General features: G+C 27.9%; 23 protein-coding genes and 1 other annotated feature (1 of these 24 running past the window's edge). Of the genes, 2 read left to right on the top strand and 21 right to left on the bottom strand.

What is annotated here, in order from left to right; all coding sequences use genetic code 11:
* Positions 1-120 (bottom strand) — a binding site (T-box leader) (it extends 101 nt beyond the left edge of the window).
* Positions 121-210: 90 nt separating this feature from the next.
* From KXZ80_RS14075 to queG, 12 genes are all read right to left on the bottom strand, one after another.
* The gene (locus KXZ80_RS14075) at positions 211-813 is read right to left on the bottom strand and encodes a DUF445 domain-containing protein (RefSeq protein ID WP_021431711.1); all 603 of its coding nucleotides are present in this window, start codon (positions 811-813) and stop codon (positions 211-213) included.
* An 81-nt stretch (positions 814-894) separates the two neighbouring features.
* Positions 895-1,695 (bottom strand): putative sporulation protein YtxC, encoded by an 801-nt coding sequence (locus KXZ80_RS14080; protein ID WP_021431710.1) that lies wholly within the window; start codon positions 1,693-1,695, stop codon positions 895-897.
* Positions 1,696-1,700: 5 nt separating this feature from the next.
* Entirely contained in the window at positions 1,701-2,465 is a 765-nt protein-coding gene (locus KXZ80_RS14085; protein ID WP_021431709.1) for a DUF6873 family GME fold protein, read from the bottom strand.
* Positions 2,466-2,609: 144 nt separating this feature from the next.
* Positions 2,610-3,545: an ABC transporter permease gene (locus KXZ80_RS14090; RefSeq protein ID WP_021431708.1), complete on the bottom strand. Its 936-nt coding sequence runs from the start codon at positions 3,543-3,545 to the stop codon at positions 2,610-2,612.
* Positions 3,545-4,639 (bottom strand): ABC transporter permease, encoded by a 1,095-nt coding sequence (locus KXZ80_RS14095; protein WP_021431707.1) that lies wholly within the window; start codon positions 4,637-4,639, stop codon positions 3,545-3,547. Before KXZ80_RS14095 ends, KXZ80_RS14090 begins: the two co-directional genes overlap by 1 nt.
* Positions 4,632-6,200 (bottom strand): ABC transporter ATP-binding protein, encoded by a 1,569-nt coding sequence (locus KXZ80_RS14100; protein ID WP_038284778.1) that lies wholly within the window; start codon positions 6,198-6,200, stop codon positions 4,632-4,634. The genes KXZ80_RS14095 and KXZ80_RS14100 overlap by 8 nt, the downstream gene beginning before the upstream one ends.
* A 460-nt stretch (positions 6,201-6,660) precedes the next feature.
* The gene (locus KXZ80_RS14105) at positions 6,661-7,689 is read right to left on the bottom strand and encodes a BMP family lipoprotein (protein WP_021431705.1); all 1,029 of its coding nucleotides are present in this window, start codon (positions 7,687-7,689) and stop codon (positions 6,661-6,663) included.
* Between the two features lie 215 nt (positions 7,690-7,904).
* On the bottom strand, positions 7,905-8,375 hold the full coding sequence (gene trmL, locus KXZ80_RS14110; protein ID WP_021431704.1) for a tRNA (uridine(34)/cytosine(34)/5-carboxymethylaminomethyluridine(34)-2'-O)-methyltransferase TrmL: 471 nt from the start codon (positions 8,373-8,375) through the stop codon (positions 7,905-7,907).
* A gap of 105 nt (positions 8,376-8,480) precedes the next feature.
* Positions 8,481-9,848: a VanW family protein gene (locus tag KXZ80_RS14115; protein ID WP_038284776.1), complete on the bottom strand. Its 1,368-nt coding sequence runs from the start codon at positions 9,846-9,848 to the stop codon at positions 8,481-8,483.
* A 2-nt stretch (positions 9,849-9,850) separates the two neighbouring features.
* The gene (nth, locus tag KXZ80_RS14120) at positions 9,851-10,504 is read right to left on the bottom strand and encodes an endonuclease III (RefSeq protein WP_021431702.1); all 654 of its coding nucleotides are present in this window, start codon (positions 10,502-10,504) and stop codon (positions 9,851-9,853) included.
* A 223-nt stretch (positions 10,505-10,727) separates the two neighbouring features.
* Positions 10,728-12,941 (bottom strand): Lon protease family protein, encoded by a 2,214-nt coding sequence (locus KXZ80_RS14125; protein ID WP_021431701.1) that lies wholly within the window; start codon positions 12,939-12,941, stop codon positions 10,728-10,730.
* Between the two features lie 99 nt (positions 12,942-13,040).
* A complete protein-coding gene (gene queG / locus KXZ80_RS14130; RefSeq protein ID WP_021431700.1) occupies positions 13,041-13,934 on the bottom strand; it encodes a tRNA epoxyqueuosine(34) reductase QueG in 894 nt (297 codons plus the stop codon).
* Between the two features lie 65 nt (positions 13,935-13,999).
* Here queG and KXZ80_RS14135 point away from each other — a divergent pair, with 65 nt between their 5' ends.
* Positions 14,000-14,404 (top strand): RusA family crossover junction endodeoxyribonuclease, encoded by a 405-nt coding sequence (locus KXZ80_RS14135; RefSeq protein ID WP_021431699.1) that lies wholly within the window; start codon positions 14,000-14,002, stop codon positions 14,402-14,404.
* A gap of 27 nt (positions 14,405-14,431) precedes the next feature.
* Here the strand turns inward: KXZ80_RS14135 and KXZ80_RS14140 are convergent, their stop codons facing one another.
* The 9 genes from KXZ80_RS14140 to KXZ80_RS14180 all read right to left on the bottom strand — a co-directional run bounded on the left by KXZ80_RS14140 (position 14,432) and on the right by KXZ80_RS14180 (position 22,668).
* Positions 14,432-15,427: an aldo/keto reductase gene (locus KXZ80_RS14140; protein WP_021431698.1), complete on the bottom strand. Its 996-nt coding sequence runs from the start codon at positions 15,425-15,427 to the stop codon at positions 14,432-14,434.
* A gap of 118 nt (positions 15,428-15,545) precedes the next feature.
* Positions 15,546-16,385, bottom strand: coding sequence for a deoxyribonuclease IV (locus KXZ80_RS14145; RefSeq protein WP_021428448.1), 840 nt, complete (start codon positions 16,383-16,385; stop codon positions 15,546-15,548).
* 75 nt (positions 16,386-16,460) lie between these two features.
* Complete coding sequence (locus KXZ80_RS14150; RefSeq protein WP_024619966.1) at positions 16,461-17,024, bottom strand: winged helix-turn-helix domain-containing protein; 564 nt, start codon at positions 17,022-17,024, stop codon at positions 16,461-16,463.
* Between the two features lie 80 nt (positions 17,025-17,104).
* A complete protein-coding gene (gene glsA / locus KXZ80_RS14155; RefSeq protein WP_021431697.1) occupies positions 17,105-18,022 on the bottom strand; it encodes a glutaminase A in 918 nt (305 codons plus the stop codon).
* 95 nt (positions 18,023-18,117) lie between these two features.
* Entirely contained in the window at positions 18,118-19,773 is a 1,656-nt protein-coding gene (locus tag KXZ80_RS14160; protein ID WP_021431696.1) for a nucleoside kinase, read from the bottom strand.
* Positions 19,774-19,827: 54 nt separating this feature from the next.
* Positions 19,828-20,571: a TIM barrel protein gene (locus KXZ80_RS14165; RefSeq protein ID WP_021431695.1), complete on the bottom strand. Its 744-nt coding sequence runs from the start codon at positions 20,569-20,571 to the stop codon at positions 19,828-19,830.
* A 9-nt stretch (positions 20,572-20,580) separates the two neighbouring features.
* Positions 20,581-21,123, bottom strand: a complete 543-nt coding sequence (gene lepB, locus KXZ80_RS14170) for a signal peptidase I (protein WP_174514606.1) — start codon at positions 21,121-21,123, stop codon at positions 20,581-20,583.
* Complete coding sequence (locus KXZ80_RS14175) at positions 21,098-21,928, bottom strand: hypothetical protein (protein ID WP_021431693.1); 831 nt, start codon at positions 21,926-21,928, stop codon at positions 21,098-21,100. Before KXZ80_RS14175 ends, lepB begins: the two co-directional genes overlap by 26 nt.
* A gap of 14 nt (positions 21,929-21,942) precedes the next feature.
* Positions 21,943-22,668, bottom strand: coding sequence for a PrsW family intramembrane metalloprotease (locus KXZ80_RS14180; RefSeq protein WP_021431692.1), 726 nt, complete (start codon positions 22,666-22,668; stop codon positions 21,943-21,945).
* A gap of 123 nt (positions 22,669-22,791) precedes the next feature.
* Between KXZ80_RS14180 and sleC the strand changes: the two genes are divergently transcribed.
* The gene (gene sleC, locus KXZ80_RS14185) at positions 22,792-24,063 is read left to right on the top strand and encodes a spore cortex-lytic germination protein SleC (protein WP_021431691.1); all 1,272 of its coding nucleotides are present in this window, start codon (positions 22,792-22,794) and stop codon (positions 24,061-24,063) included.
* The last annotated feature ends 7 nt before the right edge of the window (positions 24,064-24,070 follow it).

Below are 24,070 nucleotides of genomic sequence, written 5' to 3' on the forward strand. Positions count from 1 at the left end.
AGCTACTAAACTCTGCTCCAAGGTAGTTTTCAAATAGTCATTTTTAGATATACTTTCAGCCTATGATATATCCTCTCTGAAAATTGTTTCTATTTTACTCTTCCTTTTCATAGCAACTATATTAATATTAATACAAATTATATCAAATCAAGCGATATATATCAACTCTAAATATTATATAAATTTAAATATTTTTTTGTTACATAAAATTTATATAAAAATTGTTATTATACCTTGTATTATTCCTATAACAAAACCTAGTATTAATCCCAATAATTCTATATGCTTTAACTCATTGCTTGCTATACTAAGTATTATATCTTCTAATTCAAGTAAATCTAAGCTATCCACTTTTTCCTCTACTATTTGTTGTATATTTACTCTTTCATGCGCTTTTGATACAACTTCACTTCCTAGTTCGTCAATAGAAGCACTAACTTCTTTTTCTATTATATCCTCTATATAGTTTTTTATAACAGATTTTATATAACTAGGTATAAGAGTCGCTTTTTCCTCTATTATAGAATTAACTTTAGACTTTATATATTCAGTAGCTTTTACTTTATCTTCTTCTGTTATTAAATTTTCTAATATATCATCTAAAGATACAAACTCATCTTGGATAACTTCTCCTATTTTTATAGCTATTTCTTTTCTTCGCTTCGGGATAAGCCCTATTATTTCAAAATTTGTAAGAGGTATTTTTATAGGATTTATAGGCCTAAATATAAGCTTTATAGCTAATTTATTAGTTACATACCCGATAATACCTCCAATAATTGCCATTATCAAAATTATATATATATTGTTCATCTCAAATCTCCTTATTATTTTAATTAGAAACAATATATATTTTATACTTTAATGATTTTTTTTCAATACATTTTTTAAATTTTAAGATTTATTTTTTTCTTCTACCTTTTCTTCAAATATCGCTTTTATAGTATCTATAATTTCTCTAGATGAGTTAGTCTGTAAAGAATCGTATATAATTATATGATTTGGGCACAAAGAAAGCAATGTACTAATTAAGAAATCTTCATAATTTAAATTTTCTTTTATAAACATATTTATTAACTCTTCATCATTTTCATTTTCTATTATGTTATCATTTTTATCATATAATATAAACGAGTTATCTTTCCTTATGTATACTTTCAATGTGTCAATTTTAGTTTCTTGTACATTTATAAAATATCTTAATACACTAATAAATTCGTCATAGTCTTTCTCTATTAAATATTCTTCTAGTGCATCTTCACAGATATTAGCTATATATCCCATTAGTTCTTTCATTCTAAACTTTACAAAACCATCCACATCTATATGGTCATTATTTAATATGTAATTATTCATTCTACAAAATATTATTTCTCTTAATAATAAGTCTTTACTTTTGAATACTTCTAATGATTTTAGATATATTTTTTCTATTTCCTGATTATATTTATCCCCATATGATTTTTGTATATATTCCTTCAATATAACCTCTTTTATTACTTGCATCAAAATATCTGTTATCTCTCTTGATATTTCTAGAACTGTTTCATCCGTTCTATCTTTAGTGCTTATTTTTATTTCTATAACATCATCATTGTAATTTATAATATTGCTAAACTTAGTTTGTTTTACAAATTGATTTACAGCTAATTCATATTTAGGCAATAAGCTCAGATAAATCTCTTTGTTGTCCATAGTCATCACTCCTTTCTAGTCATCAAAGGAATTATAGAACCTAAATCTAATAATTGTTCTTTGCTTAAACTTACTATTTCCTTATTTTTTGATTTTATAAATTTTTTTATAAGTTCATAATCTGGATGCTTTTTTACATCTCCTAAAAAAGCTATTTTATTTTCACTTATAAACCCTGTACACCCACCTATAAATCCATAATCTAATTGAAATAAATTTATATTTCCAGGTCTTATAAGAAGGCAATCTATACCGTATTGTTTTACAGATTTATATATACCTTTATCAGAAGTTATAATTGAATTTTCATCAACTATACAAATCGAGCATTTGGAATATCCCTGTTTTACATTTATCTTTATAAGATTTTTTTTGTTTATGTAGTCTAAAATTTTTTCATCTGTATAATTAAAATTATGTATTGCAAATCTTCCCATCATAGTTACATTATATTGAATATTGTTAGGATATTTTTTTTCTATATAGCGACTTCCTTTAATTACATTAAATCCTAATGGAATTAATATCTCTGAATAAAACTCATATACATTTGGCGCTACAACTATATTTCCTTCACCTAAGTTGCATACACATATATCTGGATGATATTTTATAGCATCATAACATTCTTTACATTCTATAGTTTTTATTATTTGTATTTTTCTTCTTTTTAATTCTAGTTCTATATCGCAAGTAATTCTTTTATCTACCAACGCTAGACATAAATCACCATCAATTACAAAAGATTGTCTACTATGTACTGCTTTCATTTCACCGTTCCTTCTATATCGATTTTACTTTTATAATGCAACTAATATTTTATATACTTATTTTCATTTTTAATAGACTAATAATAATTTTTTTATATTTATTTTAGACATAAAAAAAAGATGATAGCAATGCTATCATCTTTTTTATCTTTCACCTTTTTTATATGGGTTTCCTAATGCTGCCGGAGCTTTAGAAGATTTTATAAATAACACTAACACCACTAATGTTATTACATATGGTATCATAGATAATAAATTCTCATTTATTCTAAATGGAAGTTCTGGATTCCCAAAGAATACAGATAAAGCAGTTGAGAAACCAAATAGTAAACAAGCTGCCATAGCTCCTTGCGGCTTCCACTTACCGAATATAACAGCCGCCATAGCTATGTATCCTTGTCCAGAGATCAATGTTGGTCTAAACGAAGAAACAATAGCTAAGCTCATAGATGCTCCTCCCAAACCAGCTAATATACCAGATGAAATTACCGCAATATATCTAACTCGATTTACATTAATACCTAAAGTATCTGCTGCTCCTGGATGTTCTCCAACAGATCTTATTCTAAGTCCTAGCTTTGTTTTATATAAAACGTACCAAACTACAGCTACAAGTATAAATGCTATAAATACTGTCGCATAAGTATTGAAAACTGTATTTAATATACTACCTTCTGCAAATAAACCATTTAAAGGTCTTGGTATTTTATCTTCCATAGCTATAGTTGGAGTCATAGTTGCTCCATCAAATAATATTTTTGAAGAAAACAATGCTACTCCAGGTGCAAGTAAATTTATAGCAACACCTGATATAGTATGATCTGCATTAAAGCTTACAGTTGCAACAGCATGTATTAATGCAAATAACCCGCCGGCTAACCCACCTATTAAAAATGCTATCCACGGATCACCTACTAAATAACCTGCTGCTGCCCCTGCAAAAGCACCTATAGTCATCATACCTTCTAATCCTATATTAACTATACCTGAATTTTCTGATAATACTCCACCTAATGCTGTAAATATAAGGGGCGTAGAGTACATTAAAGTCGTACTTAAAATTAAAGCTATATCTTCCATTATTCAAGTCCCCCTTGTTTCTTTTTATTCTTATATTTTATAAATAACATTCTTATTACACTACTTAGTGCTATAAAGTAAACAATAGATCCTATAACTATATTGATTACTTCTGATGGAGCTTGTATAGTTTGCATCTTTGTTCCACCGTATTTAAGTGCTCCGAATAATAACCCTGAGAAAATTACACCTATAGGATTGCTGTTAGCAATAAGTGCTACAGCTATACCATCAAATCCATTTCCTTCTGGTGCTGCAAGTACTGTTATGTTTTGTGCTACACCCATAACTTGTACTGCTCCTGCTAATGCTGCAAGCATACCAGCTATAGCCATAGATTTAAATATAGATGAATTTATATTTATTCCTCCATATTCAGCTCCAAATTTATTGTATCCAACTCCTCTAAGTTCGTATCCTAAAGTTGTTTTAGATAATATAAAGGCTATTATTAAAACTAATATAATTGCTATTATTATACCCCAGTTAGCCTTTGTGGCTGGTCCTACTAGTCCCGTTAACCAATCTATACTTATGCTTGCACTCTCATTTATCATATGAGATGCTTCACTATTGCCTTCTCTTAACCATGGTTGCATTATCATATAGTTATTTAAATAAAATGCAACCCAGTTTAACATTATGGTAGATATAACTTCATTAACTCCAAATTTGGATTTTAAAAACCCTGCAAATCCTCCCCAACAGGCTCCCGCTAGTGCAGCTACAGCTAAAGTAAGAGGTATATGTATTATTGCTGGTAAATGAACTGTGTATCCTACTATAGTTGCTGCTAAAGCCCCTATAATAAACTGACCTTCTGCACCTATATTGAATAATCCTGTTTTAAACGCAAAAGCTATTGATAAACCTGTTAAAATTAACGGCGTAGCCTTTATAATAGTCCATGCTATATACTTAGGTTTACCGATTATTCCTTCAATCATTACTGAATAAGCTTCTATTGGATTAAATCCCGCTATAGTTAAAGCTATTGCTCCTACTAACAATCCTAAAAATATAGATATAATAGAAAATACTATCGTATTATTAGCAAAAGAAATTTTCTTTTTTGCCTTAACATCATTACTCATTATCTACACCTCCTGCCATCATAAATCCTAAAGTATTTTCATCTGCATTCTTAGCATCCACAATGCCAACTATTTTTCCTTCATAAATTACAGCTATTCTATCTGATAAATTCATAACTTCATCAAGTTCTAAAGATACTAATAAAACTGCATTACCTGCGTCTCTTTGTTCAACTATTGCCTTATGAACAAATTCAATTGCTCCAACATCTAACCCTCTAGTAGGTTGCGTTGCTATTAATACCTGAGGTTGCCCTGTAGCAGCTCTATCTACTCTTATGTTGTCAACCTCTCTACCAATTATAACCTTTTGTTGATTCCCTCCAGATAAAGATCTAGCCTTTAATGTAAAATCAGTTGGCCTAACATCAAATTCTTCTATTATTTCGTTTGCATGTTTTTCAATTTCTTTATTATTTAAAACTCCATTTTTAGCAAATCTTTTTTCTTTATATCTTTGTAAAACTGTATTTTCAGCAACTGTAAAATCTAGTATAAGCCCTCTTTTATGTCTATCCTCTGGTATATTTTTTATACCTTTTTTGAATATATTAATTGGCTTTTCATTTATAAGTTCAGATCCATTAACCTTTACACTTCCTGAATCTGCTTTTTTCAAACCAGTCAAGATTTCAACAAGTTCAGATTGCCCATTTCCATCTACACCTGCTATTCCTAAAATTTCTCCAGCTCTTACCTCTAAAGATAAATCATTTAATACTTGTACTTTTCTATTGTCTTTAGCACTTATATTTTTAACTTCAAGGATTATATCTCCTACTTTAGAATCTTCTTTATCAACCTTAAAGCTTACTTCTCTACCTACCATCATTGCTGCCAATTCATCTTCTGTTGTATCACTTACCTTTACAGTTCCTATATCTTTACCTCTTCTTATGATAGTACAGTAATCGGCTGCTGCCTTTATTTCTTTTAATTTATGAGTTATTATTATTACTGATTTTCCTTGCTTAGTTAAGTTCTTTATAATATTCATAAGCTCATTTATTTCTTGTGGAGTTAAAACTGCAGTAGGTTCATCCAATATTAGTATATCTGCACCTCTGTATAAAGCTTTCAGTATTTCAACTCTTTGTTGCATCCCCACACTTATATCTTCTACTTTTGAATTAGGATCTACATGTAATCCATATTTTTTTGAAAGATCACTAACATCTTCTATCGCTTTTTTCATGTCTATTGCTCCGATACCTTTTGTAGGTTCTGTACCTAGTATTATATTCTGAGCAACTGTAAATGGCTGTACTAACATGAAATGTTGGTGAACCATACCTATCCCATGAGATATCGCTACATTAGGGTTTTCCATTCTAACGTTTTCCCCTTTTATAAATATCTCCCCTGAAGTCGGATGGTATAGCCCATAAAGAATATTCATTAATGTTGACTTTCCTGCTCCATTTTCACCTAATAAAGCATGTACCTCACCTTTATGTACAGTCAAATTTATATTATCGTTAGCTGTGAAATTTCCAAACTTTTTAGTTATACTTTTCATTTCTACAACTTTTAGACTGTGGTCTACATTGCTATTAATCATAGTTTATAATAACCCTCCTTATTTACTTATCGCCAATTTTATTATACTAAAAAATAAGTATTATAACAATTTAATTTCAACAAATAGTAGGTAATATTTTATTAATTGTACATACTTTTTGTTATTTTTTGTCATATTTATAATTTAATTTTATATTTATTATAATTTAAATTTAAATTATAAGTTATAATACATTAGATTTCTTACAAATAACCATATTATTTATTTTTTATGTTATTCTAAATATTTATGTTATTTTTGGATAAATCCTCTTTATTTATAAAATTTTTTTTAATATTTTTTTATCGTTTAATTTACCTACCTATATAAAAAATTTATTTTAAACCTAACTTAAATTTATTTACCTCAAACAATTTATTTTAATTTTTATCATAGTTAATTTGGACGAAAAAAAAAGACTAGCCTGGCTAGTCTTTTTTATTAAATTAAATTAATTTAATTATTTTACATCTTTCATTGTAGATGGAACTTTTATTTCTCCACTCTTAATTTTATCCCCTTGTTTATTAACAAATTCTAATACATCTGGAGATACATCTTCTTTTGTAGTATCTGCTACTCCAACTCCATCTTCATTTAAGCCATAAACAGTTACTTTTCCACCATTAAACTTACCATCAACTAAGTTTTTAACAGTATCATAAACCCCAACATCAACTCTCTTTATAGCTGAAGTTATAACAGTTTCTGGAGCAACACTATTTTGGTCTCTATCAACACCTATAGCTTTTTTACCAGCTTCTTTAGCTGCTTCTATAACTCCATTACCAGTATCACCTGATGCATGGAATATTATATCTACACCATTAGATATCATTTGATTAGTTATAGATTTACCTTTTGCTGGATCAGCAAAACTGTTTGCATATTGAGATATTACTTCAGCATCTGGTTTTGCAGCTTTAACTCCTGCTGTAAATCCAGCTTGGAAAGTTTCAATTACTGGACCTTCCATTCCTCCAACAAATCCTACTTTATTAGTTTCTGTAAGTTTACCTGCTACTAATCCTACTAAGTATGATGATTCTTCTGCTTTAAACATTATACTTTCTACATTTTTAGGTGGTTTTCCACCGAAATCAGCATCTATTAATGCAAATTTTTGATCTGGATAAGATTTTGAAGCATCACCTATAGCCTTTTCCATCTTAAATCCAACACCAATTACTAAGTTTGCTCCATCGTCTATCGCTGTTTCTATATTGTTAGCGTAATCTGATTCTTGCTTAGACTCTATGTACTTAACATCTACTCCTAAGTCTTTCTTAGCTTTTTCTAAACCTTCCCATGCACTTTGGTTAAAAGATTGGTCATTTACTCCACCAACGTCAGTTATCATAGTTACTTTTACTTTGTCATCCCCACCTGAATTGCTGTCTTTTGAATCTTTAGAAGGACTACATCCTACTAACATCGATCCTGCTAATACAGTAACAAGACCTATAGACAATAACTTTTTAAGTTTCATAATTACCTCCTATGAACATCTTTCTTATAATTTCTTACCATAAATTTTACACTATATGTAAAATATTTTCTACATTTAATTTTAATTTTATTCACTTTTTTTAATATTTAGTGTATACAATTTAAAAAAATAAGAAGATAAGAAATCTTTTTCATAATCATAATAAGATTTCTTACCTTCTTTTTGAACCTATTTTTCAGTATATAGTATACACTTTATCTTAAATTAGGATATCCTATTTGTCTTAACGCTTCAAATAATACTATAGCCACAGAATTTGATAAATTTAAAGATCTAGCTTTTTCTATATCAACCATAGGTATTCTTATTGCAGTTTCTAAATTATCCATTATTAAACTTTCAGGTAATCCTTTAGTTTCTTTTCCAAACACTATAAATGAATTTTCTTCATATTTTACATCTGAGTGTGTTTGTTTAGCTTTAGTTGTTGAGTAAAAGAATTTAGCATCTGGGTTTTGTTCTCTTACTTCATCAAAACTATCATAATATTTTATTTCAACTAAATCCCAATAATCTAAACCTGCTCTTTTTAGATATTTGTCATCCATACAAAAACCTAATGGTCTAACTAAGTGAAGAGTTGTACCAGTTGCAGCACAACTTCTTATTATATTTCCTGTATTTTGTGGTATTTCAGGTTCTACCAATACGATATTTAAAGACATACGTAATCCTCCTTAATATTTTATAAGTCTAATTATATCAAAAGTTTTCATTTCTAAAAACTTATAAAAAAATAAAATAATATAAATCTCCTTATATTAGGAGATTTATATTATTTCAGAGTTCAAATTTTTGGTTGTATCCACCTTTTTCTTTGTTCCCTTTATTAAAACTTTATTTTTAGGAGGGTAGTAGCTTTCATTAATTAATTCTTCATTTATAGAAGATCCGTCTTCATTCTTATAAACCCTGTATGTTTTTACTTTATATCCATTTCTGCCTTTGCTTTCTATTCTAGTTTCTCCTTCATATAAAGCTTTACTTTCTTTTTCTATAATTTTAGGCTTTATAATTCCTGATATATCAGTTCTTATATCTACTATTTTTTTATCATTTTCATTTCCATATATCGTAGTTATTATTTTGTTATCTCTTACCTCATTTTTTATTAGAATAGGACTTTTATAATTATTTTTAAATATTAAATCAATATTTCCATAAGATACAGTAGCATCTCTTCCTTTTTCTATATATCCACTAGGTATACTATGATTTCTAGCTTGTACGATTTCAAGTCCTGAGTATAGTGCCGCATTATATACAGTACTAGATACCTGACATATTCCTCCACCCATTCCTAATTGCATTTCTCCATTCACTATTATAGGGGCGCTCTTAAATCCTTGTTCTGTGCTTCTTTTACCTATAATATTATTAAATGAAAACTCTTCATTATAGTCTATTAATACATTATTTATTTTATTTATAGCTAATTTTATGTTACTAACTCTATTTTGATTTTTCGAGTTAAATTTTGTTTCATATTGACCTAATAATGTATTTATATTTGCCAACTTTTCATAAGTATATTTTGGATTTATCGTTTCTGTATATATATTAATATTTTCAAACTTTTTATTTTTTATATTTTTATCAATTTGACTGAGTAAAGCTTCTTTCTTTAAATGAACTCCATATATCTCTTTACTAATATTAAAATTGTTATTTTCTACTGTTATAGTAGCATCGACTGGTGTAATATCTATTTCTTTGGATAAATTATTGATATATTCATTTAATTTTGCTTTATCATATTCAGTATCAACATTTAATTTTATACTTTTACCTATACTTAAATTAAATTTTGTTTTTATATTATTAAAAAAGTCACTATCTCTACCTATATTAATAGCTGTATTTACAGCATCCTCTACTTTAAATTTAAAGTTAATTTCGTTTAAAGATAAATTATATTTCTTATCTCCATAAAATAATTCTATAGAATCTTGCTTATATAGAGAATTATTTAGTTTTTTTATCGCATCACTTTCTGTCAGTCCCGAGACATCAATATTTTCAATATATATATTTTTATAGATTTTACTTTCTTTGCTCATACAATAAGATTTATACGTCAATCCAAAACAATATAGCATAACTAATGTTACTAAGAAAAATATTTTCTGTCTCTTCAATTTTAGTCATTCCCTTCTTTATAATAGTCACAGTATTCAACTAATGGACATATATTACATTCTGGTTTTCTTGCTTTACAAATTCTCCTTCCATGAAAAATTATTAAATGATGTGCTTTTGACCATCTTTTTTTCGGTAAAACTTTCATAAGTTCAAATTCTGTTTTTTCAGGAGTATCAGTTTTTACTAACCCAATTCTATTAGATACTCTAAATACATGAGTATCTACAGCAATTGCATCAACTCCAAAAGCATTACTTAGTACTACATTTGCAGTTTTTCTTCCCACTCCGGGAAGCTTTGTCAATTCTTCCATATTATCAGGCACTTGACCACCATAATTAGAACAAAGCAATACTGATGTTTCTTTTATTTTTTGAGCTTTACTTTTATATAGCCCACAACTTTTTATTTCTTCACTAATTTCAAATGTATTAAGTTCAGCAAATTCTTCAGCTGTATTATACTTTTTAAATAGTTCAGCTGTAACTTTATTAACCCTAACGTCAGTGCATTGAGCAGATAATATAGTTGCAATTAGAAGTTCAAATGGAGTTGTATAATTTAATTCACACTCTGCATTTGGGTATGTTTCTTCTAATATATCTAATATTTTTTTTGTATTTTCTCTATTTTTCTTTTTTGCTTTTGCCATCTTTAATTCCCCCTTGTTGTAATTTTACATATATAATATATAACAATTTTAAACATAATTTAAACATATATAAAATTATAATTATTAAGTTTTCTATCTATTTACTTATATTATTTATCAAAACAAAATAATATATATACTATAATTATATTTATTATCTTGTAATATTTTGTTATTTGCCCAAAATAAAGGAACTGCAGTAAAAATGCAGTTCCTTTATTTTTTATTTATCTAATTCACTATATTTTTTTAATTTTTCAATAGCTAAACTTTTAACTTCTTCAAAAGTTTTATCTGTCAAAATTTCTATAGCCTCTTCAATTCTATCTATAGGATATATATGAAATCTACCTTCATTTATAGCATTTCTTACTTCTTCAACAAGAACTAGATTTCTAAGGTTATTCCTTGGTAATATTACACCTTCACTTCCTGTTAAACCTTTTTTCTTGCATGCATAATAAAATCCTTCTACTTTTTCAGTAACTCCACCTACAACTTGTATATCTCCTTTTTGATTTATAGAGCCAGTTGCTCCAATATTTTGTTTTATAGGAACACCACTCAATGATGATAACATAGCATAAAGCTCCGCTCCAGATGCACTATCTCCATCTACACCACCATAGTTTTGTTCAAAACATATATTTGCATTAAGTGATAAAGGAAATTCTTGTGCTAAATTTTCTAGCAAAAATCCATTTAATATAAGAACTCCCTTACTGTGTATAGGTCCACTCATTTCAACTTCTCTTTCTATATTTACAATCCCAGAGCTTCCAGGTGCAGTAGTAACTGTTATTCTACAAGGTCTTCCAAATGAATACTCACCCATATTTAAAACAGATAATCCATTTATAACCCCAACTTTAGATCCAGTTGTTGATATTAATGTAAATCCATTTTCTATAGATTCATCCATTTTCTTTTCTATTTTACTAAATCTTTCTCTTCTCTCTTTGATCGCTTTTAATACATCTTCTTTATCTACATATTTAGATCCTCTTATTTTTGAATAAGCATCTCCTTCTACTAAAATTTCTACGATTTTATTAAATTTAGTTGATAATTTTTCTCTATCACCTGTTATCCTAGTACTATACCTAACAACTTGCTCTACACCTTCATAAGTAAAATGATTTAAATTGTTACTATTACAATACGAAGCTATGAAATTTGCCAATCTAGTTTCATTGAAATCATTTTTTTTCATTTCATTGTCAAAGTCTACAAATATTTTAAAATATTTATTAAACTCAGGATCATAGTTATACAGTAAATTATACATATAGTTATTTCCTATAAGTACTACTTTTATATTAACAGGTATATTTTCTGGCTTTATAGCTGTTTGTGTATCTAAAGTTATTTCACCTTGTTGTATTGTTTTTTTAAGTATATCCCAAGATAAATTGTATCTCAGAAGTTGATCCACATACAGTACTAAGTAACCTCCATTAGCTTTATGCACTGCACCTGGTAACAACTTAGTGAAATCTGTTTTTACAGTACCATTATAGTACTCGTATTCCGCCTTCCCGAATAAGTTTGCCGGACTCGGGTTTATTTCCACAACTACAGGCGCCCCGCATCTATCTAATCCATTATCTACCAACAAGTTCACTTTATATCTTGTAAAGTGTTCTTTATCGTACTTTTCTTTCAAATCTTCTTCATCCATATAGAATAGGTACACATATTCTAAGATATCATTTTTAGTATCATCTAAATACTTTCTTACTTTTTCAAAGTCTCCATATCTTTCAATTAAACTATCTATATGTGGATCTACTATATATTTCCCTACTTCATATTCTAAATCTAAAAGAGCTTCTTTTGCATCTTCTTCTATATCTTTAATTTTATATGCAATTTGTATAGCTGCATTTTCTAATTCCTTTTTAACTTTATAAAATTCTTCAGAAGTTGTATCTACATCTTCATCTTGTGGCGTGAAAATCATACCTACCTTACTATTTTTTAATTTAAAGCCTTTTTCTTCTCCATACTTCTTAATTTTTTGGAGTAAGTTTTCTTTTTCAATTTCAAAATCATCTAATAATTCATTTTTACTTATTTCAAATTCTTCACTTTCGAATGCATCCTTCAGTTCATCCAATAAACTTTCTATTAACTTTTCCATGTCTTTCTTAAATAATTTACCCATACCTTTATCTAGTGCAATAGCTATAGGCTCTCTGCTATTTTCAAAGTTATATACATAGCACCAGTCTTTATGGTCATTTTTATTTTCTGCATGCATTTTTAAAGCACTAAGTACATAAGTAGTTTTCCCTGTACCACTATCCCCAGCTACAAAGATATTATATGCAGGATTATCTATTTTAAGTCCAAGCTCCATAGCTTTTGTTGCATTTTCTTGCCCTATTATCTCATTTAAGCCCTCTAGTTGAGAGGTATTAGCATATCTAGCCATATCCATCCCCCTTTAAAATTCCTTTTTATATAATATGTTTCTAGCTACTAAATGTTAAGTAAAAAAATAAAAAACTTCTAACTGTACAAGTTAAAAGTTTTATCTTTCTATTATTTCAATATTTCTTTGTATTATCTTTTTTCCTCTCCAACTAAAAGCTTTTTCTTTATATCTTCTTCTAAATTCTTTGTTTGATATATTATTTATTTCTTCTTCTTTTAAATTGTATATCAATTCTTCTTTGAATTCTTTAATATTTGTTTTTGAGATACTTATGTTATGTGGGCATACATCTTGGCATATATCACATCCAAATATTTTTTTATTATTTTTCAATGCAATTTTTTCATCTTCACTTAAATCTTCTTTTTTCTGAGTTATATATGATAAACATTTTTTAGGATTCATTTCAAAATCACCTAATATAGCTTTTCCAGGACAAGATGTTATACATTTACCACATTTAACACACGATTTTTCGCTTTTTTTATCTGATTCAAAATAATAGTTATTTATTATATATCCTATAAACACAAAAGAACCATACTCATCAGTTATTATATTGTTATTTATTCCATAATATCCTATTCCACTTATACTTGCTAAATATCTATCCACTAATGGCCCATTATCTGCAAATATCATATATTGAAATCCTTCAATTTCACTATCTATATAATCTGCAATTTGTTGTAATTTTTCTTTTACAACTATATGATAATCCATTCCATAACAATACTTTGATAAATTAGAATCTACTATATCTTCAACGAAGTACGGGAAAGCACATACTATTATACTCTCTGCACTTTCCATGCTAGCTCTCGGATTAATTCTTTTCTCAATAGATGTTTCTTCCATTCCTGTTATAAAATCTTTTTTTGTTCTATCTTTTATAATATTTTCTAAGTCGTGATAAGGTCCAACTCCTGCTATTCCTACACAATTAATTCCTATACTTTTACAAAATTCTTTTAATTTATTCTTATTCATAAATTTCCCTTTCATTAATTTCTATTTACATTTATAATAACTAAGGTATAAAGGATGTGGTATATATGATAAAGTTGACAATTCCAGGTAGACCAATAAGTAAATCCAATTTTAAACTTCACAATATTCACGGTCAATCTTGGATGCCCTCTAAAGGCAAACACTCTAAGTACTTAGCATATGAAAATATGATTGCTGGATATATAAATACACAATACGATGGCCCTTGTATAGAAGAGGACCTTATAACTGTGTTGAAACTATATTTTCCAAATAAAAAAATGGGCGATTTACATAACTATCCTAAAAGTATATGTGATGGAATAGAAAAAAGCGGTATTATAAAAAATGATAAACAGTTAAAGCCAGTTCTTTTGTTTGATTTTATAGATAAGGAAAACCCAAGGGTAGAAATAGAGTTATATCCTTTGTCTGAGTACAAAGTTGATTATACTATTACTAAGAAATAGCAAATCCCCCTTTATAGGGGGATTTTTTTACCCTAAAATATTCGATACATCTTTTAGCATTTCTCTGATAGGTAATTCATATGGACACTTACTTTCGCACTTCCCACATTCTATACAATTAGAAGCATTTACATCTAAACTTTTATATCTATCTTTTGACCACTCTTTTAAGTTGTATCTACTATAATATCCTTCCAGTAAAAAATTCATAGGTATATTTATCCCTACAGGGCAAGGCATACAGTATTCGCAACGTCTACAAAATCTATTCCCTAATTTTTTTATAATATCTTTTATCTCTAAATTTTCTTCATCAGTTATATTAAGATTGTTTAAGACTGATGTATTTTCAATAACTTGATTTACACTATCCATACCTGGGATAACTACATCTATATAGTCTTTAGATAATATATATTTTATAGCTAATTTTGCATTATCAATGGCTCCTCCAGCAAGAGGCTTCATTACTATTACCCCTATCCCATTTTTATTAGCTTCTTTAAATATTTCATCAGCTTGATCTTCTACTATATTATATGGAAACTGAATTGTATCAAACTTACCACTATTTACTGCTTTTTTTATTGTATCTATACTGTGACTCGTTATTCCTATATGCTTTATTTTTCCTTCTTCTTTACATTTTAAAAGAGCTGCATAAGCCATATCATCATCAAATATTCCATCATATTCATCTGGCTTTAAATTATGAAGCTGATATAAATCTATATATTCAGTTTTAAAATTATTTAAACTTATATTTACATCTCTTATCATATCATCATAACTTCTAGACATACTTTTAGTAGCTAATATAAATTTATCCCTTTTGCCTTCAATTGCATTCCCTATGTACTCTTCACTTATAGTATATCCTCTGGCTGAATCTATAAAATTTATTCCTTGATTTATAAGCTCATTTATAACTAGATTTGTATCTTCTTGAGTTATTCTTTGTATTGGAATCCCTCCAAACCCAACTCTATTTAATTCAATATTAGTGCTTCCTAATTTTCTCATAAATCATCCCCCAATTTTATTTCATTTTTTTGATTTTCCTAAATAATTAATTTCCATTTTTATAAATTAAGACGATACTTTCTAAATATCGTCTCTTATTTTTATATTATATATGATTTTATTGTATTTGTTTTATAATATCTTTTATCATTTCAATTTCTCTTTTATGACCCTCATCTTCTAATGGAGTTTCTAAGAAAAATGGTAAATGTTTTAACTTAGGATGAGTAATAAATCTTATTATTGCATCTAATCCTATCTCACCTTCTCCAATACAAGCATGTCTATCTTTTTTCGCTCCAAAAGGCATCATGCTATCATTAAGGTGAACTGCCTTTAATTTATCTAAACCTATAATATTATCAAAATCATCTAAAACAGAATCTAAATCATTAACAATATCATATCCAGCTGAAAATACATGACAAGTATCTAAGCATACACCTAGCCTTTCATTATGATCAACCTTATCAATTATAGCCTTTACCTGATCAAAACTAAACCCTATTTCAGTTCCCTTTCCAGACATCGTTTCAAGTAGTACCATTATATTTTCATTTCCAGTTATAGCTTCATTAAGCGCATTAGCTATTTTATCTATACCTGTATCTACTCCAGACCCAACATGGCTACCTGGATGAAAACACATATATTCAATTCCTAAAGAATCCATTCTTTGAATGTCTTCTTTTATAACCATTCTTCCAAATTCATAAACTTCTTCCTTTGCACCAGCTAAGTTCATTGTATATGGAGCATGTGCTAATAGTGGGCCAAATTTATTGTCTTTTCTTATTTGTTGAAATTTCATTATATCTTTTTCATCAAAAGATTTAGCATTGCCACCTCTTGGATTTCTACTAAAAAATTGGAATGTATTTGCTCCTATACTTACAGCTGTTTCTGCAGCTTTTGCAAAACCTTTTGCTATCGAAATATGTGGTCCTATTACTATCACTATGTTCCCTCCTAAATTTTATATTCGTTTATAATATACCCAAAAAAATAAGTATCAACAAATTTTGTTGATACTTTATGCTTTGCATTTTTCTTCTAATGGTATCGTTATCAATGCTAAGTCGTATTTCATCTCAGCTTCATTATGTTTTCTATTTAATACAATTTCATTAATTTTTTCTTCTATTGTATTGGATAACTCTTTTATTTCACTTTTACTTAAGCAAACTTGATTATAATTAGCTATGTACTCACTATCTATATCATTTTCCTCTATAGCTTTATAAAATAAGTTACTCATATTCTCAAACTTCGATATACATATATCCCCTATATCTTTATCTTCTGTATTACTGTTAAAATTTAGAGCATTCTTACCTATAACAATATGCTTAGCTGTAGGATAATAATACTTTTCAACAATTCCAGATTTAACCTTCTCTTCTACTAAATCTAATACTCCAACCTTATACAAAGTCTTTATGTGGTAATTTATTTTTGCATGCGGTTCATCTAGCAATTGAGATAATTGTTTTGCTGACAACGGAATTGATTTAAACGCATTTAAAATATCTATTCTTCTTGGATGTGCAATTGCTTTTATGCACTCTAAATCTCTTAGTACTAAAACTTCTTTCATTCCCCCACCACCCATAAAAATATTTAATTATATAAATAATTATATATTATCAAGTAGTAATTGTCAAAAAATTCTCTATTTTAGAATATATTTATTTTATACTGTTCACTTAAAGATTCTAATATCTTTATACCCGCAATACTATTACCTTTTTTATCAAGGGCAGGTCCATATATTCCAATTCCCATCTTTTTAGGAACTGAAGCTAATATACCACCTCCAACACCTGATTTTGCAGGAATTCCAACTTTTATTGCAAATTCTCCAGATGCATCATACATTCCACACGTTACCATAAATGTCTTAACTATACGCGATATTCTTTCATCTATAAGTCTTTCTCCCGTTTCAACATCCACTCCATAAGATGCTAAGTTAACTCCTATTCTAGCTAAGTCTATACAATCAATTTCTATAGAGCATTGTTTGAAGTATAAGTCTAAAACTTCTTCTACATCGCCATCTATAAACCCATCATTTTTCAAAAGATAAGCCATAGCTCTATTTCTATCTCCTGTTAATTTCTCCGATTCATATATATCATAATTTATTTTCAAATTATCATTTTTAGCTAGTGTTTTAAAAAAGTTTAACATTTTTTCTTCTTTTTCTTTAAGGTCTTTCCCTTTTATCATGGAAGTTGTAACTATAGCTCCTGCATTTATCATAGGGTTACAAGGCTTCTTACATTCTTTCGTTTCTAATTTCATAATAGAGTTAAATGGGTCTCCACTAGGCTCCATCCCAACTTTAGAAAATACATGCTCCCAATCATTTTCACTAAGCACTAAAGCTAATATTATAGGCTTAGATATGCTCTGAATTGTGAACTTTTTATCAAAATTTCCAGCCGTATGAATTTCATTATTCATATCAATCATGCATATACCTAAATCATCTTGTCTTGCATTTTTTAATTCTGGTATATAAGTTGCTACATGTCCATAATTTGTATATTTTCTGTTGTCTTCAAGTATTTGTTCTAATACATTTTCCATACACATTCCTCCTTATTTTTTAATAACGTCACAAGATTATAAATAATATAATACAAAAAATCCTGGGTTTATGTCAACTTCCCAGGATTCCAAGTTTAATCAACAATTCTACTACCACCAATAAATTCTCTAATTATAGATGTCGGAGGTATATCTAATTCATCGTCTAACTCTACAAAATATTGTAAAAACTTTAATATTCTATTAGACTCTATAAATGCTTCGTTGTCATCTTCAATTTGTTCTAAAAGTGGCTTTGCATATTTCTTTAAAACCGCTAACTCATATAAACAAGCTGAGTTAAACATTATATCAGCTTCTTCTTGATAAGGGAATATATTTTTATCTTCTCCTCTTCTTACTGACCACCAATTTAAAATAGTTTTTTCAGCACTGTATCCTCTAAAATTGTAGTCTCTCACTATTCTTCTTATAAGTCTTAAGTCTGTTGTTGGTATTCTATTATGGTTATCTAAATTTATTTGAGTAAGAACACTTATATATATTTTAAATTTATCCTTATCATCTATACTCTGTGTTAGCATTGGATTTAATGCATGTATACCTTCTAGAATAATAGGTTGGTCTTTTTCAATTTTTAAAGTTTTTCCACTAAATTCTCTTTTTCCTGTTTTAAAATTAAATTTTGGAAGTTTAATTTCTTCACCTTTTAATAATTTTTCTAAATCACTGTTAAATAATTCTAAGTCTATTGCATATATAGATTCAAAATCAAAATTACCAAATTCATCTAAAGGAGTATCTTCTCTATCAACAAAATAGTCATCTAAAGAAATAGGCACCGGATGTAAGTTATTAACTTTTAATTGTATAGATAATCTGTGTGCAAAACTTGTTTTTCCAGATGAAGATGGCGCAGCTATTAATATAACTCTTTTATTATTTTCTTTTATTATGTCTGCAATTTGTGATATCTTTTTTTCATGCAATGCTTCAACTATACTGATTATTTCTCCGTATTTTTTACTTTCTATAGCTTCATTTAAGCTAGCAACCTTATCTATTCCAATAAGTTCAGACCAAATCTCTGACTCTTTATATATATTAGAAAGCTTTGGCTGAGCTACAAAATTTTGAGGTTCATTTTTATTTTCTTTACTTGGTCCTAATATAACTACTCCTGATTGCCATTTTTTTATATCGAAAGTTTTAACATAACTAGTAGACGGTAACATATGACCATAAAAATGATTTATATATCCACCGCATTTATATAATTTCACATCTTCATATTCTTTATACTTTAATAATTCTGCCTTTGCATTTTTATTATTATTTTTAAGTATTTTTATTGCTTCCGATTTATCTGTAACAATTTTTTCTATTTTTAAATCAGATTCTATTATACTTTTTACTTTTGCCTTTATTTTTTCTATATCTTCTTCTGTAACTTCACTTTTATTATTTTTTATTTCACAGTATAATCCATTTGATAATGAGTGTTCTATTGTAACCTTACACCCATTAAAAATTTCTTCACATGCTTTTATAAAAATCAAAGACAAAGTTCTCATATAAACTCTCATTCCATCTGGTTGAGTTGTGTCAATTAATTCTAAATCACAATTTTTATCTAAAGTACTGTTTAAATCCTTTAATTTATTTTTTATTTTACCTATTGTTACTATACCCTTATATTCATTACTTAAATCTTTCGCTATTATATCTAAAGCTACATTTTTAGGATATTCATAATTTTTATTATTAATTTTTATATTTATATTTTCCATAAATCTTTCTCCTATCCTTTAATATGTCTATTTATAAAGTTAGAACGATTTATTTTACATAAACCGTTCTAACACTTTTATAGATTCATCTATATCTTCATATTTAATTTCCAAAACTGCATATTGAATCTTCATAGACATTAAATCTTTTAAACTTTCTAAATCTAAAATTCCTTTTCCAATCCCAACATGCAAGTCTTTTTTCCCATCATTATCACTTAAATGTATCAAATTTATTTTGGAATTTAATATATCTACAAAACAGTCCTCATTGATTAAGTTATGACCTGTGTCGTAACAAAATTCAATATTGTCTATATTATTTAATATATATTCAAATTCATTTACTGTTGTTCCTATATTGCATATATCTCCACCATTTGTATATGTATTTTCTATAAAAACATGCTTATTTTCTAAGTTTATTAACTCAAGAAATTTTATAGAATTATCTAAATACTTTTGCTTATTTCTCTCAAATCTAGACTTTATTACATATCCTAAATGCATATTAAAATATTTTATATCAAGTTCTTTTAATTCTGAATTCATTTCATATATAAACTTTACCCATGAATTCCTTATATATTCTACATTTTCACAAGTGTTTAATTCCATAGGTAAATGAATCCCTATACTTATGTTATTTCTTTTAAATTCATCTTTATATAATAGAACTTTTTTACACTCAATTAAATTATCTATACCTATTTCTATATGATTTATATTTTTATTTGTTTTACATATACAAATAGCTCGATCTATTTCATGAACCAAAGCAGATATTCCTAATTTCATTTTAAACTCCTATGAAACTTTACCAATTTTATTGAAAGGTAATAGTCTAATCACAACTTTCCCCATTATATCACTTTCTTTTACTATTCCGACCTCAGGATCTCTACTATCCATGCTGTTACCTCTGTTGTCTCCCATTGCAAATATATATCCCTTTGGAATAGTTGTGTCTATTTCACCTTCAGTTTTTTGACCATGTATATAAGGTTCATTTTGAAGCTTTCCATTTATATACACATCTCCATTTGTAATCTTAAGTTGGTCCCCAGGAACACCTATAACTCTTTTTACTAAATCTTTTTCTTTTCCATTAGCTTGTACTAAATCAGATTTAAAAACTATAATATCTCCTCTTTGAGGCTCTTTATGATTATAGGCAACTCTATTTATTATTAAATAGTCTTTTTCCTCAAGTGTTGGGTACATTGATGAGCCTTGTACTAATGTAGGTCTAACAAAGTGAGTTATTACAAGTGCTATGACTAGTGAGGTAACTATTATTTTTATCCATTCTATTATTTCCTTTTTAACATTTGCGCTCAAATTCACCATCTCCTCCATGTTCTACATACTTAGATAAAAGTTCTATAACTATATCATTTATATGTTCATACTTTTTAGTATTTATTCCCAAATCTAAAAGTTCACACGCCTTTATCAAGTCATAAACAACTTCCATAGGACTTCCATAAATGTTTTCAATATCTTCCTTACTTACACCTCTAAATCCATGGCCTACAGGGCTTTCATTTCTAAGTCTTATTAAATTTTCAAGCTTTTCACTATTTAGTATTTCAAGAACTCGGTCCATCCTTTTAGTTTGTTTTAGATATCTTTTTATATACTGAGTTACACCATGTATAAGATTACCATTATATATATTATACTTCTTTTTTAGTGTATATAGTATATTTTTCTTAGATACCATATTGCCATGCATTGATACCGTATACCTTTTACCTTCTTTGGTATTAACAAATATATATTTAAATAAAGCTTCTTTTAATCTATACAGTCTTCCTAAAAAATCTATATATTCTTCATTAACAATTTGAATTTTTATATTTTCAATTAACTCTGATAGTATATCTTCAGGTTCTCCTTTATTTAAATTTTCTAAATTAGTTATAAGATTTTTAATTTCTTTTCTCTCCAGCATTTGTTCACTTAAATTTTTAGTAAGTTTAAGTGCCGTTTTAAAATCAAAATTAGTAGCATATTTACATGATTTTAATAAATAATATAAATCTCCACTCTCTATTCCGCATTCAATTAATATATCTAAAACACCATCGTAATCATATCTTTGCAAAAACTTAGATATTACTAACTCTTGACTTTTGTTTATATAACTCATAAAATCACTCCTATTTATTTTTTATGTTTATGTTTCCTTTTCTTTAATCTTAAAAAACGTCTTCTAGCATAATCTGTGTATTCATCTAACTTATCTAAGCTTATTTTCCATAAATAAATTAAGTAAATAACAAAACATATAGAAGCCCATGTCGTTTTTATCATAGCTAAAACATCAAATACTCCATGTAAAACTATCGGTATTAAAATCAGCTTAGCTAAAAATACTTTTCTCACTTTAGGCTTATCCAAATTAAACTTATACATAGATAAGTAATATCCCATATTTATTGCAAATAAAACATGTGCAGGAATAGATATTACAGCTCTAGCTAATCCAATTTGCAATAAGTTTAATTGGTTGCCATGAAAAATATAAATAAGATTTTCTATTGTAGCAAATCCAAGAGTCGTAAATATACTGTAAACTATTCCATCTAATTTTTCTGTATAATGCCTACTTCTTAAAGTATAAGGAATTAAAATCATAATTTTTAAAATTTCTTCTGTTGCAGCTGCTACTACAAATGCAGTGTAAATTAAATTTAAATGTGAATTATCAATCTTAGCTTTAAGTAATATATCTTCAATAGCTATTGCAGGTATACTTATCAATGTACCTATAAAAAATAATCTTATAAGTACCTTTATAGGTTCTTTATCATATTTATCTTTTATATATATCCATATTAAAATCGCTATTGTAGGCGCTAGAGATATTATTAACAAGTCTAATTTCATTTTTTGTATTACCTTTCTTTTTTATCATTCATATTATATTATTTCCAAATATCTTAACAAAATAATACCTTTATTCATACTATGTATAGATAAGTTGATTTTATATAAGAAAGGAGTTTTTTTATGCAAGATGGTTTTTTAACTGTTAGCGTGGTAGATAGCACTACTAACTTTCCAGTTGTAGGTGCAAACGTAAATGTATACTCCGTCGGAGATGACAATAAAGCCTCGACAGTAATTTATCAAAATTTAAAAACTGATATCTCCGGTCAGGTTGTTGGCTTAAATCTAGCTGCTCCAGATTTAATATATTCTCAACAACCAAGTGATGTAAGACCTTACAGTCAATATATAGTAGAGGTTATCAAAGATGGATACGAAACAATTATAATTAATGGTACACAAGTTTTAGCAACGGTTATAGCTCAACAAGGTATCCAAATGATACCTCGTCAAAGAAGTAAACGCTTATATAGTAGACAAAACGAAATAGTAGTTGATATAGGCGCTCATACATTATGGGGTACTTATCCTCCTAAGATTCCTGAAAGTGACCTAAAACCTATCCCACCTCCAACAGGGTTCGTTGTTTTAGATAATCCAGTAGTCCCAGAATTTGTAGTTGTTCATGATGGCTTGCCTGAAAATAAAAATGCTCCTGACTATTGGGTGTATTTTAAAGACTATGTAAAAAATGTTGCTTCTTCAGAGATTTATTCTACATGGCCAACAGAAACAATACTAGCTAATGTAATAGCGATTGTTTCATTTACATTAAATAGAGTTTTTACTGAATGGTATAGAAGTAAAGGTTACTCATTTACCATTACTTCAACTACAGCTTATGACCACAAATATATTCACGAAAGAAATGTATTCGATACTATAAGCATTGCTGTAGACGAAGTTTTCAACACTTTTATAAAAAGACCTCCAACCGCTAGACAGCCTTTGTTAGCACAATATTGTGATGGAAATAAAACTCAATGTCCTGGTCAAATGACTCAATGGGGAAGTAAAAATTTAGGAGATCAAGGCCTTAGTTATGAAGAAATTTTAAGAAAGTTTTATGGTGAAAGTATAGTCCTTGAAAAAGCTCCTGTAGTAAGTGGAGTTCCTGTATCATTCCCTGGCGAAGCTCTAAAAGTAGGCTCTTCAGGTAAAGATGTTAGAACAATTCAAAATCAATTGAATGCTATTTCTAAGGGATATCCTGCAATTCCTAAAGTTAAAGAAGATGGAGTATTTGGTCAAGATACTGCAGACTCTGTTAAAGTATTTCAAGGTATATTTGGATTACCTCAAAGCGGAATTGTAGACTTTAAAACATGGTATGAACTTTCTAGAGTTTATGTTGCAGTTACAAAAATAGCTTCTTTAAATCCAACAATTTAATCGAAAA

The sequence above is a fragment of the Paraclostridium bifermentans genome, from assembly GCF_019916025.1.
Classification (GTDB): Bacteria; Bacillota; Clostridia; order Peptostreptococcales; family Peptostreptococcaceae; genus Paraclostridium; species Paraclostridium bifermentans.

Excerpts from the sequence above, each read along its gene's own strand:
- KXZ80_RS14075 (WP_021431711.1), bottom strand. The coding sequence starts at position 813 with ATGAACAATATATATATAATTTTGATAATGGCAATTATTGGAGGTATT.
- KXZ80_RS14125 (WP_021431701.1), bottom strand. The coding sequence starts at position 12,941 with ATGGCTAGATATGCTAATACCTCTCAACTAGAGGGCTTAAATGAGATA.
- KXZ80_RS14160 (WP_021431696.1), bottom strand. The coding sequence starts at position 19,773 with ATGGAAAATATAAATATAAAAATTAATAATAAAAATTATGAATATCCT.
- KXZ80_RS14085 (WP_021431709.1), bottom strand. The coding sequence starts at position 2,465 with ATGAAAGCAGTACATAGTAGACAATCTTTTGTAATTGATGGTGATTTA.
- queG (WP_021431700.1), bottom strand. The coding sequence starts at position 13,934 with ATGAATAAGAATAAATTAAAAGAATTTTGTAAAAGTATAGGAATTAAT.
- KXZ80_RS14180 (WP_021431692.1), bottom strand. The coding sequence starts at position 22,668 with ATGAAATTAGACTTGTTAATAATATCTCTAGCGCCTACAATAGCGATT.
- sleC (WP_021431691.1), top strand. The coding sequence starts at position 22,792 with ATGCAAGATGGTTTTTTAACTGTTAGCGTGGTAGATAGCACTACTAAC.
- KXZ80_RS14095 (WP_021431707.1), bottom strand. The coding sequence starts at position 4,639 with ATGAGTAATGATGTTAAGGCAAAAAAGAAAATTTCTTTTGCTAATAAT.
- lepB (WP_174514606.1), bottom strand. The coding sequence starts at position 21,123 with ATGGTGAATTTGAGCGCAAATGTTAAAAAGGAAATAATAGAATGGATA.
- KXZ80_RS14100 (WP_038284778.1), bottom strand. The coding sequence starts at position 6,200 with ATGATTAATAGCAATGTAGACCACAGTCTAAAAGTTGTAGAAATGAAA.
- KXZ80_RS14175 (WP_021431693.1), bottom strand. The coding sequence starts at position 21,928 with ATGAGTTATATAAACAAAAGTCAAGAGTTAGTAATATCTAAGTTTTTG.
- trmL (WP_021431704.1), bottom strand. The coding sequence starts at position 8,375 with ATGTCTTTAAATATCGTATTGGTAGAACCTGAAATACCACAAAATACA.
- KXZ80_RS14140 (WP_021431698.1), bottom strand. The coding sequence starts at position 15,427 with ATGAGAAAATTAGGAAGCACTAATATTGAATTAAATAGAGTTGGGTTT.
- nth (WP_021431702.1), bottom strand. The coding sequence starts at position 10,504 with ATGGCAAAAGCAAAAAAGAAAAATAGAGAAAATACAAAAAAAATATTA.
- KXZ80_RS14135 (WP_021431699.1), top strand. The coding sequence starts at position 14,000 with ATGATAAAGTTGACAATTCCAGGTAGACCAATAAGTAAATCCAATTTT.
- KXZ80_RS14165 (WP_021431695.1), bottom strand. The coding sequence starts at position 20,571 with ATGAAATTAGGAATATCTGCTTTGGTTCATGAAATAGATCGAGCTATT.
- KXZ80_RS14105 (WP_021431705.1), bottom strand. The coding sequence starts at position 7,689 with ATGAAACTTAAAAAGTTATTGTCTATAGGTCTTGTTACTGTATTAGCA.
- glsA (WP_021431697.1), bottom strand. The coding sequence starts at position 18,022 with ATGGAAAATGTATTAGAACAAATACTTGAAGACAACAGAAAATATACA.
- KXZ80_RS14150 (WP_024619966.1), bottom strand. The coding sequence starts at position 17,024 with ATGAAAGAAGTTTTAGTACTAAGAGATTTAGAGTGCATAAAAGCAATT.
- KXZ80_RS14080 (WP_021431710.1), bottom strand. The coding sequence starts at position 1,695 with ATGGACAACAAAGAGATTTATCTGAGCTTATTGCCTAAATATGAATTA.
- KXZ80_RS14090 (WP_021431708.1), bottom strand. The coding sequence starts at position 3,545 with ATGGAAGATATAGCTTTAATTTTAAGTACGACTTTAATGTACTCTACG.